18 protein-coding genes are annotated in these 12,800 nt (G+C 56.5%); all 18 read left to right on the forward strand.

The features are described from left to right. Nucleotides 1-45 precede the first annotated feature (45 nt). The 18 genes from SR894_RS08715 (at nucleotide 46) to SR894_RS08800 (ending at nucleotide 12,728) form a co-directional block, all read left to right on the forward strand. Nucleotides 46-645 (forward strand): hypothetical protein, encoded by a 600-nt coding sequence (locus tag SR894_RS08715; RefSeq protein ID WP_223288813.1) that lies wholly within the window; start codon nucleotides 46-48, stop codon nucleotides 643-645. Between the two features lie 142 nt (nucleotides 646-787). Further along, nucleotides 788-1,318: a glycoside hydrolase family 24 protein gene (locus SR894_RS08720; protein ID WP_223288812.1), complete on the forward strand. Its 531-nt coding sequence runs from the start codon at nucleotides 788-790 to the stop codon at nucleotides 1,316-1,318. A 28-nt stretch (nucleotides 1,319-1,346) separates the two neighbouring features. Then, entirely contained in the window at nucleotides 1,347-1,709 is a 363-nt protein-coding gene (locus SR894_RS08725) for a phage holin family protein (protein WP_150112569.1), read from the forward strand. Next, nucleotides 1,706-2,122, forward strand: coding sequence for a hypothetical protein (locus tag SR894_RS08730; protein WP_223288811.1), 417 nt, complete (start codon nucleotides 1,706-1,708; stop codon nucleotides 2,120-2,122). The genes SR894_RS08725 and SR894_RS08730 overlap by 4 nt, the downstream gene beginning before the upstream one ends. Nucleotides 2,123-2,403: 281 nt before the next feature. Beyond that, a complete protein-coding gene (locus SR894_RS08735; RefSeq protein WP_223288810.1) occupies nucleotides 2,404-2,952 on the forward strand; it encodes a terminase small subunit in 549 nt (182 codons plus the stop codon). Next, nucleotides 2,918-4,843, forward strand: a complete 1,926-nt coding sequence (locus SR894_RS08740) for a phage terminase large subunit family protein (protein WP_223288809.1) — start codon at nucleotides 2,918-2,920, stop codon at nucleotides 4,841-4,843. The genes SR894_RS08735 and SR894_RS08740 overlap by 35 nt, the downstream gene beginning before the upstream one ends. Then, entirely contained in the window at nucleotides 4,840-5,061 is a 222-nt protein-coding gene (locus tag SR894_RS08745; RefSeq protein ID WP_223288808.1) for a hypothetical protein, read from the forward strand. The genes SR894_RS08740 and SR894_RS08745 overlap by 4 nt, the downstream gene beginning before the upstream one ends. A 3-nt stretch (nucleotides 5,062-5,064) precedes the next feature. After that, a complete protein-coding gene (locus SR894_RS08750) occupies nucleotides 5,065-6,726 on the forward strand; it encodes a phage portal protein (protein ID WP_223288807.1) in 1,662 nt (553 codons plus the stop codon). A gap of 38 nt (nucleotides 6,727-6,764) precedes the next feature. Continuing rightward, nucleotides 6,765-8,006, forward strand: a complete 1,242-nt coding sequence (locus SR894_RS08755; RefSeq protein ID WP_223288806.1) for a S49 family peptidase — start codon at nucleotides 6,765-6,767, stop codon at nucleotides 8,004-8,006. Nucleotides 8,007-8,060: 54 nt separating this feature from the next. Next, a complete protein-coding gene (locus SR894_RS08760) occupies nucleotides 8,061-8,414 on the forward strand; it encodes a head decoration protein (RefSeq protein ID WP_223288805.1) in 354 nt (117 codons plus the stop codon). A gap of 71 nt (nucleotides 8,415-8,485) precedes the next feature. Continuing rightward, nucleotides 8,486-9,517, forward strand: a complete 1,032-nt coding sequence (locus SR894_RS08765; RefSeq protein ID WP_223288804.1) for a major capsid protein — start codon at nucleotides 8,486-8,488, stop codon at nucleotides 9,515-9,517. Nucleotides 9,518-9,573: 56 nt separating this feature from the next. Next, the gene (locus SR894_RS08770; RefSeq protein ID WP_223288803.1) at nucleotides 9,574-9,789 is read left to right on the forward strand and encodes a hypothetical protein; all 216 of its coding nucleotides are present in this window, start codon (nucleotides 9,574-9,576) and stop codon (nucleotides 9,787-9,789) included. Then, nucleotides 9,789-10,088: a head-tail joining protein gene (locus SR894_RS08775; protein ID WP_223288802.1), complete on the forward strand. Its 300-nt coding sequence runs from the start codon at nucleotides 9,789-9,791 to the stop codon at nucleotides 10,086-10,088. Before SR894_RS08770 ends, SR894_RS08775 begins: the two co-directional genes overlap by 1 nt. 15 nt (nucleotides 10,089-10,103) lie before the next feature. Next, a complete protein-coding gene (locus tag SR894_RS08780; protein ID WP_223288801.1) occupies nucleotides 10,104-10,706 on the forward strand; it encodes a phage tail protein in 603 nt (200 codons plus the stop codon). Further along, nucleotides 10,703-11,101 (forward strand): hypothetical protein, encoded by a 399-nt coding sequence (locus SR894_RS08785; protein ID WP_223288800.1) that lies wholly within the window; start codon nucleotides 10,703-10,705, stop codon nucleotides 11,099-11,101. Before SR894_RS08780 ends, SR894_RS08785 begins: the two co-directional genes overlap by 4 nt. 67 nt (nucleotides 11,102-11,168) lie before the next feature. After that, the gene (locus SR894_RS08790) at nucleotides 11,169-11,363 is read left to right on the forward strand and encodes a hypothetical protein (protein ID WP_223288799.1); all 195 of its coding nucleotides are present in this window, start codon (nucleotides 11,169-11,171) and stop codon (nucleotides 11,361-11,363) included. Beyond that, nucleotides 11,356-12,312 (forward strand): phage tail tube protein, encoded by a 957-nt coding sequence (locus SR894_RS08795; protein WP_223288798.1) that lies wholly within the window; start codon nucleotides 11,356-11,358, stop codon nucleotides 12,310-12,312. Before SR894_RS08790 ends, SR894_RS08795 begins: the two co-directional genes overlap by 8 nt. 74 nt (nucleotides 12,313-12,386) lie before the next feature. Next, complete coding sequence (locus SR894_RS08800) at nucleotides 12,387-12,728, forward strand: hypothetical protein (protein ID WP_223288797.1); 342 nt, start codon at nucleotides 12,387-12,389, stop codon at nucleotides 12,726-12,728. Nucleotides 12,729-12,800 lie beyond the last annotated feature (72 nt).

The raw sequence follows: 12,800 nt of genomic DNA on the forward strand, positions 1-12,800 counted from the left end.
AAGCCCTGCCGGTCACCCGGCGGGGCTTTTCTTGAGGTGCTTTGTTTGCCTTTTTTGCCCGAGCTGTTAGATGAGCCTATTCAGATTATTATTCAATCAACGCCCACGGACTGGTGGAGTATTGGCGGCACGGTATTAGGTGCTGCTATCGGTGCCGGTCTAGGTGCTTATTTCAGCTACTTTGCAGCAAAGAGGGCAGCCAAGGCGGATAAGATTCATGATAATGCCAAGAGTGCTGTAAAGCTTATCGAGCTGTGTCGATCAGACATACATGAAGCAGAACGGCTATATATAGAGTGTCTACGAAGTAACTCCAATGAGATTTATCAAGAAAGGCAGAATGCTTTCAAGATAGCATCTGATAGGGCTAATGAACTGCATTTGTTGCTGGCTATTTACTTTCCTTATAGCGAACCAAATCGACATCAATTTTTTTCGGCATTTGTTAAATGGTATGGTTCTTTTGAAGGCTATGTAGGCAAAGCAACTACACGTGGCTCGCCACCAGGCGTTCCTTACGAAGAGGTTGAAGACAGGCATCACAGCGAGCTAGAAGCTTATGAAAAGCACCACCAGGCAGAAAATGAATACCTGTTAATTTTAAGCGAAATGTCAGAAGCCTTTATTAATGTAGCCAGAAAGTAAGCTTGTAAGTTCGAACATTTATTTTTTTTAAAAGCCCTATTGGCTCTGTCCAGTGGGGCTTTTTGCTTTCCGCCGCTCTCTTGCTCGCCACCTGGCGTGCCTTGCCCCTCCGTGTTGGGGCCTTTCTATTACTGAGGTCGTCATGTCTGCTCACTCGCCTGCCCATTGGTATGACGAGGCGGCACTGCTGCGCCTTGAGCCAGCGCCGCCCAAGGATACGCGAGCGGGCAACGTGGCCGCTTACCTCGACATGTTGGCTTATGCAGAGGGCACGCCGCGATACGGCAATCAAGACGGCTACAACGTAATTGTCGGCGGCGGCACCTTTGAGAGCTACCACGATCATCCCCGGCAGTTGGTCTGGTTGCCTGCTTACAAGATCAACTCAAGTGCTGCTGGCCGCTATCAGTTTCTGACCCGCACTTGGGATGATCTGGCTGAACGCTTCAACCTGCCCGACTTCACTCCAGCAAGCCAAGACCTGGGTGCGATTCACCTTATCCGCCAATGCCAAGCGCTTTCCCTGATTCATAACGGCCGCATTCGTGAAGCCATTCATGCATGTCGGCGTATCTGGGCGAGCCTGCCAGGTGCTGGCTATGGTCAGCGTGAATTAGCTACTGATGAGCTGCTGGGCGTGTACGAAACCGTCGGCGGCATTTCCATCGATTAACTGACGAGGCCCGCCCGAGAGGTGCGCCATGAACAAACGATCTAAAGAGAAACGCACCATGCCAAACCGCGACCCGAATAACTGGCAGTGGCTGGTGAATATGATCCCATACCTACTGCTGAGTGCCGCCACCTTTACGGTTGGCTTCATTACTGTGCTGCACAACGGCGGGCCATGGACTAAGGCGCTGATGAGCGCGACGGTGGGTACCATCCTGTCGTTGTCTCTATATCCAGTTTTTTTGTGGGTGGCTGCTTATTACCAGCTCCCGGAAGAGGTGGCATTCGCGCCTTGTGTATTCCTGGCGATCATGGGCGTGGAGTGGGTGCGCAACAAGGCCGATGGTCTCTATGAGGTGCTGGTCGCCTTTATCACGAAGTGGCTCAAATGATTGCCTCACTTAAGGCGAAAGCCCTTGGCCTGGTGCTGGGTGGCTTGGCGCTGCTGAGTGCCTTCCTTTACTGGCAGCACATCACCACCCAGCGAGACGCCTACCAAGCCGAAGCCGAGCGCCAGCGCAGCCGTGCCGAGATACTGCAAGAGCACCAGCAGTGGCAGCGCCAGCAGATCGATAGATTGAGCAGCGCAATGGCAACGCGTGACGAAACGCTGACCGCTATCCGCGACGACATCAGCGCCAGTACCAGGGCGCTAGAACAACTGGGAGAAAGCGATGCTGAAGCGCGTGAGTGGATGGATAGCGATCGGCCTACTGGCATTAGTGACTGGGTGCGCGAGCTCCAGCGATCTAGCAGCGTGGAGCCAATGCGATTGCCCGACGGTACCCAGCCACCTAACGACTGAGCTACCAGCGCCCGCACTGATCTTGGATAGCAATAAAGGCTTGCTGCTGTTGCTTGCTGAGTACGAGGCGATGCGCCGCCGCTTCAATGCAGATCGAGCGGCGGTGGTGGAGATATTAACCAATGATGCGGGTGATGAGTGATGCACCAAGCGGGTGCAAAAAAATCAATGGTTCCTCCTGGGCACCCTGGTGGGGTCTACGGGGGAACATAGCCGCAGAATTCGGCTATTTATGAGATTTTTACAGGGCGGCCGGTTCCGGTTCCGGTAAGGGGTTAGGAATGGCTACTCAGGTTGATGTGGCCGCGCATCTAGATTTGTCTGATCGATGGGTTCGTGAACTAGTGCAAAGTGGCGTGCTGCCTGCCTCTAAGGGACGCGGTGGGTATGACCTAGAGCAGTGTCGATTAGCCTACATTCGTCATATACGTGGACAGTTATCCGGACAAGTGCGTGTTCCGGAAGCGAGAGGGATAGAAGCGCCTGAAGATGTGATTGATCCCTACATTGAGCAGAAGCGCGAGCAAGAAGAATATTTGCTGACAAGAGAGCGCCGCATCGGTCAGCAACAGAAGAACGAAGTGGCAGCAAGAAAAGTGGTTCCTTCTGAGTTCGCCATTTTTACCTTGTCTAAGGTAGCCGCCGAGATCGCTGCCATCCTCGACACATTGCCGTTAACAATGAAGCGCAAGCACCCCGATCTAGAGACACGCCATCTTGATACCTTGATGCGTGAATTGGCGCGCGCCCGCAACAAGGCCAGCGGCCTAGACGATATTTTACCGGAGCTGATGGATGAGTTTTTTGACGGTATCGACAGCTCAGCTTAGGGAGTGGAAACGATCAGTTCGCCAGGGCCTGCTCGCTCTATTCCGCCCTGCACCCATGACCGCCGTAGAGTGGGCAGACGAGAACTTCTACTTATCCAGTGAGTCGAGCTACCACGAAGGACGCTGGACAACGCTCGCCTTCCAGATCGCAATACTCAACGCGATGGGAAATGACGAGATACGCACAGTCAACGTAGTTAAGTCGGCGCGCCTCGGTTACACCAAAATGCTGTTGGCCGCGGCTGGCTACCTGCTTGAACACAAAAAACGCAACATCCTGACGTTCTCGCCGACCGACACGGACGCCGAGAGCTTTATGAAGACGCACCTTAAGACCATGGTGCGTGACGTGCCGGTGGTTCTCGACCTGGCGCCGTGGTTTGGCAAGAAGCACTCCGACAACACACTGGCTGCTCTTCGCTTCGCCAACGGTAAGCAATTTTTTGTTCACGGTGGTAAAGCCGCACGTAACTACCGAGAGAAGTCTGTCGATGTCGTCATCTACGACGAGCTTGCGGCCTTCGACGAGGACATTGAGAAAGAGGGCAGCCCGACAACGCTCGGTGATAAGCGCCTCGAAGGCTCAACGTTCCCTAAGTCCATTCGTGGATCCACGCCTAAAGTTCGCGGCCAGTGTCAGATAGAAGCCGCTGCTGAAGAGTCACCACACAAGCTAGGCTTTAACGTGCCTTGCCCGAATTGTGGCGAGGAGCAAGTGCTTAAGTTTGGTGGCCCGGATACTGACTTCGGTATCAAGTGGGATAAGGACAAGCCTGAAACTGCGTTCTATCAGTGCGAGCACAATGGCTGCGTTATCAAGCAGCATGAACTTCAGGACGAAAGCCGTGAGTACAGCATTAAGGATGGCCGCTGGATCTGCACCGAAACCGGCATATGGACGCGTAATGGCATCGATTGGTTTGGCGCTGATGACGAGCCCATTCCAACGCCGGAGAGCATAACTTTTTACCTGTGGACAGTTTTATCGCCCTTCACCACTTGGGAGCGTATTGCCCGCGACTTCCTTAAGTCAAAGAATTCACCGTCGAAGCTAAAGACCTTTGTGAACACCACGCTGGGCGAAACCTGGGAAGACGAGCTTGGTGAAAAGCTGGAATGGGAAACGCTCTACGGGCGACGAGAAATATTCCCGCGGGTACCGGATGGCGCGGTTGCTTTAATGGGGGGCATCGATACACAGGATGACCGTTATGAAGGTCGCGTGTGGGCGTTTGGCCCTGATGAGGAAAGCTGGCTGGTAGATCGTTGGATTCTTTACGGTGACCCCGCTGGCCCTGAGTTAAAACGCAAGGTGGCCATGAAGTTGCACCAGGGCTATCAGCGCACCGACGGCAACTGGATGACGGTGATGCGCTGGGGATGGGATGCCATGGGTCACTACACGGATGAAGTCTATGCCATGAGCAAGCAGCAGGGCGTCTATTGGGTGATCCCGCTGCAAGGTGCAAACAAGGCTGGTAAGCCGATCGCCAACTTCCCCCGCAAGAAAACCGTTAAAGGCGTGTTTCTAACGACGGTGGGTACCGACAATGCAAAAGAGCTGATTTATAACCGGCTGAAGATTCAGCCACAGCCAGGTGTTGCCCTTGCTGGTTGCGTGCACCTGCCGAGCAATAACGAAATCTGTGACGAAGACGAGATCAAGCAGCTTACCGCTGAAATCAAAACCGCCAAGATTGAAAAGGGTAGGCGTGTCTATCGCTGGGAGTCTGGTGGTCGACGCAATGAGGCGCTGGACTGTTTCGTTTACGCCCTGGCTGCCCTGCGTATATCACAGCAACGCTTCGGCCTAGACCTTAATGACACCGCCACTCTGGCACCCCGGCCTAAGCGCCGTCGTAGCCGCGTCACACGGAAGAACAGTTTATGACCACAACCTATACCGATCGACTTGCCAAGGTGCGCATCGCCATCGATAAGCTGATCGAAGGGTCGCAGTCCTGGCGAATGGGTGACCGGCAATACACGCGGGCTGATCTCAGCACGCTTTACAGCATGGAAAAGCACTACGCCAAGCTGGCCGCTAAGGAGCAAGCAGCCGCCAGTGGTAGAGGTGGACGTAACCGTATTCGCTACATTTGGATGTAATCCATGAGTTTATTAAAGCGCTTAACATCAGGTGGCCTGGCGGATACTCAGGAAAAGCTGGCGCGCGCAGAGCTTGAGCGTTTAGCCCAAACCAAAGGCCGAAATACGGCCAACGTTGGAAGCGAGACCCGGCACCGCGGCGCAAGCCGTATGATTCGATCCATGATGAGCTGGTTACCCGGTATGGGCAGCCCGCGGCAGGATACGCCCACCTCTGAGCGCGAAGCACTGATTAGCCGTTCACGTGATGCGTACCGCAATCACATGCTGGGCCGTGCCGCGATTAATCGCGCGGCAACCAATATTGTCGGCATGGGGCTAACTGTTCGTCCCAACGTTGACCGCGACGCCCTAGGTATTAGCGATGAGCAAGCCTCAGCGCTCAATGATCAGTTGGCCCGCAACTTCCGGCTATGGGCAGAAGACCCCAATGAGTGTGACGCCGAGGCAAGCCAAGACTTTTATATGCTGCAGCGGCTGGCGTTAATCAGCGCATTGCTGAGTGGTGACGTGCTGGTTATGACGCCGAGCGACCAGCGTTTAGGCGGGATCTTCTCAACGAAGCTGCAGCTAGTAGAGTCCGAGCGGGTCGGCAACTCGCTAGCAGGGGTGTTAAACCCCCAAGAGATAGATGGCGTACGCGTAGACAGCTTGGGTCGCCCGACGCACTTTAACGTCAGTCGAGGTTATCCCAGCGATTACACCACCCCGAAAGGGTATGACTGGATACCCGTCTTCGGCGAACGGACAGGTCGCCGCCGCGTGCTGCATTTAATGAACGAAAAGGCACGCCCTGGCCAAGTGCGAGGCGTGCCGTTCCTGGCACCGATCCTAGAAGCGCTCCAGAAACTGGAGCGCTTTAGCCAAGCAGAGCTAACAGCTGCGGTCATTAGCGCCATGTTTACGGTGGCCATCAAGCACACACGTGACGAGAACGAAATTCCCGTTCAAGGCGCCTCGACGTGGGATGAATACAGCGATGACCCCAACAAGCCTGACCGGCCAGTGGTACGAAGCGACAACGATACCCGGGAAGATGGTGAAGCCCTGACGTTAGGCGAGGGGGCTGTATGGGATCTGGAAGAAGGAGCAGAACCTGTACCGATAAGCCCCAACCGTCCTAACGCCCAGTTCGACCCATTCTTTGTGGCTGTCGTTAAAGAGATTGGTGCAGCACTCGAAATGCCCGCTGAAGTGCTGCTTATGCACTTTAGTACCAGTTACACCGCAGCCCGTGCCGCCTTCAACCAGCTCTGGAAGTTTATTAAGCAGCGCCGCCACCATATGACGGTGCAGTTTTGCCAACCCACCTATGAATTGGTGATTGATGAGATGGTGGCGAGAGGGATGGTGGATCTGCCTGGTTACAGTGACCCTGCAAAACGCCGTGCCTATACACGCTCTCTCTGGATCGGCGAACCGCTTGGCTCGCTGAATGAGCAGGTGGATGCCCGGGCCGCTACAGAGCGCATCGCTAACGGCACCAGTAACGAGCATATCGAAACCATGGCGCTGCACGGCGAGGACTGGGAGGACGTTCACCAGGATCGGGCAAGAGAGATCCTGCGCAAGCGCGCCGACGGCGTCCCGCTGTATGTCGGCGGGAAAGTTCACGAAGCGCAAGATAGCGCCGATAAACGCGCCACCAGCACTGAAACCGACTGACCCGCCACCCGGCGGGTCTTTCATTAGGAGAACACCCCATGCCCCGCACTGCGTTCGAGCTGGCGGCTAGCCGCCCTTGGCTAATGACCGCCGAGGCGCTAGATACATTGATGGCCGTTGCTGACCGCCAGGGTGATTTACAGGCATTAGAAGCGCGGCTTGGCCGCCCGCTAGACAACACTCGTACGGTGACCGTGCGTGACGGTGTGGCGGTCATTCCCGTCTCTGGCCCTATATTCCGGTATGCCAATTTATTCAGTGACATTAGCGGCGCTACCAGCACGGCGGTGCTAGCCACCGACATTCAGTCCGCACTCGATGATCCTGGCGTCTCAAGCATTGTGCTCGATATAGATAGCCCCGGTGGCGAGGCCACCGGCATTAACGAGCTCTCAGAGCTTATCTACAGCGCCCGAGGGCGTAAGCCGCTCAAAGCCTATGTAGGTGGGGATGGGGCCAGCGCCGCGTACTGGATAGCCAGCGCCGCAGATGAGGTGATTGCTGATGATACCGCCCAACTAGGCAGCGTCGGCGTCGTGCTTAGCTTACGAAAGCAGGAAGACCGCCCTGGCACTAAGACCTATGAAATCGTCTCCAGCAACGCCCCAAACAAACGCCCCGACCTTGAGACAGAAGCGGGCCGTGCGCAGCTGCAAACACGTACCGACGAATTAGCCAGCGTGTTTCTCGATAAGGTGGCGCGCAACCGTGACATCCCTCGTGAGCAAGTCAATGAACGTTTCCGCCAGGGTGGCATTGCCACCGGCGCCCACGCCGTGGAGGCCGGCATGGCCGACCGCCTCGGTTCCCTTGAGAGCCTTATCGCCGAGCTGGCGAGCTCTAAGCCCCCAGGCATCAATCCGACACGGAGAAACATGATGACCAAAGTACGAACTACCGCCGAGCTTCACGCCGCCATCGATGCCGGTACCGACCCCAAGACGATCACACTGGCCGAGCCGGAGAACGTCGACAAGGATGCACTCAAGACAGAAGCGCAAGAGGCGGGCGCCAAGGCCGAGCGCGAACGCTGCCAAGGCATTCAAGCGCTGGCGATGCCCGGTTTTGAGAAAGAAATTGCCAAAGCCATTGAGGATGGCACCAGTGTTGAGGCAACAGGGCTGGCGCTATTCAAGGCGGCCCAGGATCGCGGTATCTCGCTAGAGGCCATAAAGTCCGACGCCACCAGCACCACAACGACACAGCCGCCAAATGAAGACAAGGCAGCCGATGATCGTAAAGAAGCGGTAGGCGCGATCACTAGTCGCTGGAAGAAATAAGCGGCCCGCAGCTAGGCGGCGCCTAACCCTATCACCGAATAAAGGAACGCGATCATGCCGAACATGACCACCACGCCCATTGCCCAGGCACTTCATATTCTCGCCGGCGATTTTCCGCAACGCTACATGACCGTGACGATTGAAGCCGGTCAGGTGCAACCCGCTGGCGCCGTGCTAGGCGAAGTCACTGCCAGTGAAGAATACAAGCTTTCTGCTAGCGCCGCCGCTGATGGCAGCGAAGCGCCTACCGTTATCCTTTGGGAAGACGTTGACGCCACGGATGGTGCGGTAGACGCCGAAGTGTTGCTATGTGGCGACATTCGCTCAAGTGAGCTCACGCTAGGCGTTGGCCACACCACTGCTACCGTTCGTAAAGCACTGCGCCCCTATTCCCTGTTCGTGCGCTAGTCCTTAAATAGCCGCGGCACTGCCCGGCACTCCAACCATTACTACTGATCCATTCACCTGGAGAATCCCCCATGCCTATGGACTTGTTTGAACCCCGCACGATGCTGGAGGCCGTTGAGCAGATGAAGCTGGCTCGCCGCTTCCTCGGCAACACCTTCTTTGGCGCGCCGCCGGTGAACTTTGTCACCAAGAACGTCGACATCGACATCTATAAAGGGCAGCGCAAAATGGCGCCGTTCGTGCGTCCTAACCGCCCCGGTGTTGTTGTTGATCGCACGGGCGCCTCCATGCGCAGCTACCAGCCCGCCTACATCAAGCCCAAGATGGAGACCAATGCAGGGCAGTTGATGAACTACCGCTCCCCGGGTGAGCACATCTACTCTGGCCGAACGCCTCTACAGCGTGCTGGTGAACAGCTAGCCCGCGATATGGAAGATCTGGACGACCAGATCAACCGCCGAGAAGAGTGGATGATTGCCCAGGCGCTTACGACTGGCCAGGTCAATGTAGTGGGTGAAGGCATTGATGATGTTGTCGACTTCCAGATGGACGACAGTCACATCATTACCGAAGGTACCGCCTGGACTGACCCCGCTGGTACGCCAATCGCCAACCTGCGTAAGTACAAGCGCCTGATCGCCAAGGACAGCGGCCGCACCGGCAGCACGGCGGTGCTCAGTGTTGAAGCGGCTGACGCCCTAATCGACAGCGAAGATACCCAGAAAAAAATGGATACCCGCCGGATTGATCTAGGCATGATTCAGCCGGATCAACTGCCGGATGGCGTGACCTACCTGGGGTACCTGCGTGACCCGGGCATGGATCTGTTTGTGTACGAAGAGTGGTACATCGATGCCGCCGGAGACGAGCAACCGATGATTCCCGCGGGTGGCGTGATTGTTGGCCCAACGTCCAGCCGCTGCACCATGCTATATGGCGCGATTCAAGATATGGAAGCCATCGAAGGCGGCATGTTTGATGTCTCCCGCTACCCCAAAAGCTGGGTCACTAAAGACCCGAGCGTGCGCTGGCTAATGATGCAGGCAGCCCCATTGCCGGGTTTCCACGAGCCAGACGCTTTCGTCTTCGCCACTGTCGCCTAACACCACCCCGCATTAGCGGGGTGATCTTTTTCAGGCAAACACTTTAGGAGGCCGACATGGCCAAGTTGATCGTAGCCCGCGGACAGATCCACCACGGTACCGAGATTGTCGCTAGCCGTGGCGCCGAATACACCACCCGAAACGCAGCCGAAGAAAAGCGCTTGCTGGCGCGTGGCGTGCTGGTGCGACCCGATACGCCCGAAAAAACCACAGGCCGCCAGTCAGGCAAGGCCAATGGTAAGGAAGCCGGCGGTGAGGGCGGTGACGCCTAATGAGCGCGTTCGACGATGATGTGTTGAGCGATTTGCCCAGCATATATGCAGACGCAGGCGACCCGGTGGACTACGAAGGTTCTGGGTTTACGGCCAGCGCAGTGCTGGCCATTAAAGACAACAGCTTTGAAGTCTATGACCAAGACCAGGTCGCCATGCGGGTTGCCACGTTCAGTGTGCAAACTGCCGATGTGCCAACGTCCCGGCAAGGTGATCGCATCATTACGCCCAGCCGCACATGGACGGTGCAGGAGATACTAGAAGATGACGGTTTCGCCCGCCGCCTCTGGGTGTCGTAACGCCAAGGGGGAAGCATGCCCAACCTACAGTTTGATGTGCGAGACCTGCAGCAGCTAAAGCAGCAGTTCGACCCCAAAGACGTAGAAAAGGCGCTGAGCTGGTCGGTGAATGCTACGGCCAAAAAAGCGGCCACGCTGCTGAGCAAAGAAACCCGCCAGCGTTACGACATCAGCGCAGGTGATATACGAAAGCGCCTGACTATTCAGCGCATCGAACGCGATGCGGGCAGGGCGGTGCTGTATACCGGCCGTCGCTTGCCGCTGGTACAGTTTAAGCCTCGTGAGCGCTGGGTATCGGTGAGCTCTAAGCGCCGGGTGCAAAGTGGGCCCCGTAAGGGCAGCATGGCCCGCCGCCGTGGCGTTACTGTGCGAGTGCGCAAAGACAAAGGCCGCCAACTGGTGAAGGGCGGTTGGCTGGCAAAGAATCAGATCTTTCGCCGGGAGGATCGCAGCGACAACCAGAGCGTACCGGTCATGCGCTTCGGCCCTTCGGTGCCGGAAATGGTGGGTAATCCCCAAGTGATCGAGGCGGCCCAAGACATGGTGCGGCAAGACTTGCCACAGCAGTTTAACGACCGCTTGAACTACATCCTCAACAAAAAGGCAGGGCTGACATGACCGATCCGGACATTATCGACGACCTGTTGGTACTGCTGCAGGAAAAATGCCCGGGCATGGCGACGATCGACAATGCGCCGTTTGCCGAGCCCATTGATAACTTCGACCTGCAAACGCCCGCCGCGCTCGCCTACTTTGCCGAAGACACCGCCAAAGGTGATGCCGATACCACCCGCCCTGTGCAAGCGGTTCGGCTAACGTATGGCATTTGGCTGGTGTGCAAGCGTGACCAGTTCAAAGCCCAGCGCCAAGCGCTGCGAGAAGCACTCATGGGGCATGGCTTTAGTAAGCTGCACAACCCCATGCAGTACCGCGGTGGGCAAACCACCGACATACGCGGTGAGCTGATTTGGTGGCGGGAGTTCTGGACCACTGACACATGGCTGCGTAACTAGCCTTAACCCACCACCACCCCACAAACCCCGCCGCGTGCGGGTTTTTTTACGCCTGGAGGAAACCCCCATGCCGAATGCAGGAGGCCGTTACGTGATCCGTGACGGCAAGCGCGAGCTAGTGCACCGCACCCAGCCCACGCCCACAAAGAAGCCCGCGAAAGCGGCCGAATCGAAACCCGCCGCGGCCCCGGTAAAAACCGACACCGCAGCAACCAAGCCCGTCAAGGCGGCGGCCAAGCAAGAGGTAACCGGCAATGAGTGAAGGCAAACTATGGCGCCGCCTAATTGTCGCGGTAGTAGTGGAAGCCGAGTACGGCGTAACGCCCACCGATCTCTCCACCGCCACGCTGATTGAAGTAGTGACCCGCGAAGCAGCGGGGTTCTATGAAGGCGACACCGCCGAGCGTGAACGCGTTCGCCAAGGCTTTGGTGCCTTTGAGCAGACCAATACCGCGCCGTATACCTCACGCCAGATCCGCGTGCCTTATTCCGGATCGGGTACCAAGGGAACCCCGCCCTCATTTGGCCCGCTGCTGCGTTGCTGTGCGATGAGCGAAACTCTCGACGAAACCGTAGGCGAAGAGAAAGTAATCTATGACCCGGTATCCACCGGCATGGAGTCGGTATCACTGCTGTGGTGGTCAGACGGTGAGCTGCAAGTAATGCCCGGTGTGCGTGGCACCTGGACACGTTCCAGTGATGTTAAAGCCTTCCCTTACATTCAGTTTAATGTAATGGGGCTGTATCAACGGCCAACCACCGCCCCGGCAACCACGGGCACTTTGGCGCCGCAAGCCAAAGAAGTGCCGGTCAACAAGATGAACAGTTCATTCCAGATGGACAGCTTCATGGCGCGCATGCAGTCGTGTTCGTTTGATATTGGCAATACGGTCGTGCATCGCCACTTGGTTGGCTACGAAGGCATCCACGTTACTGACCGCCGTGCCAGTGGCCAGCTCAACATCGAAGCGCCTCGTATCGATGACTACGACATTTTCCCGAAGATCGAATCTCACGAGATTATCGAGCTATCGGCCGTGTCATTTATTCACGGCACCGAAGAAGGCAACATTGTCGAAATGACCTTCCCTCGAGCGCAGCTTTCAGCCCCGCAGGAAAGCGACTCAGACGGCATTACCCATTATCAAATGGATATGCGCTTGCTGCCCAACGGTAACGATGACGGCGATTTCTCGCTGATCTTCCGCTAATCACTTAACCAACCACCACACCGCGCCGCCCACTGGGCGGCGCGCATATTTGCGACGCTCAAAAGGAAAGCACCATGTCTCTTATTCTAAAGAAAATCGAAACCACCACTGTCGACGTACCCGTGCAAGTGCCGGGCGAAAAGAAGACAGCTACCATCCAAGCGGAATGGAAGCTTCATAAGTGGGATGACTACCGCGCCATTGTGGACGACCAGCATGCCGGCAAGAAAAAAGACGAAGACTTACTGGAAGACCTGGTGAACGTCAGCGGTATCAAAGGCGAAGACAAAAAGGACTTGCCGTTTGATAAAGGCTTGGTTGAGCAACTAATGCAAGAAACCTACATCCGCCGCCCATTGATCATGAGCTGGTTCGCCGCCCAAGAAGGCCGTAGCCAGGCCGCCGCAAAAAACTAAGCGGCGCTGGCCAGTGGTGGGCCAGCGGCCCTGCACCCAGCGACCAGCGCAAAAAGGATGCTGAATGCTGGG

It is taken from the genome of Vreelandella neptunia (assembly GCF_034479615.1).
GTDB lineage: Bacteria > Pseudomonadota > Gammaproteobacteria > Pseudomonadales > Halomonadaceae > Vreelandella > Vreelandella neptunia.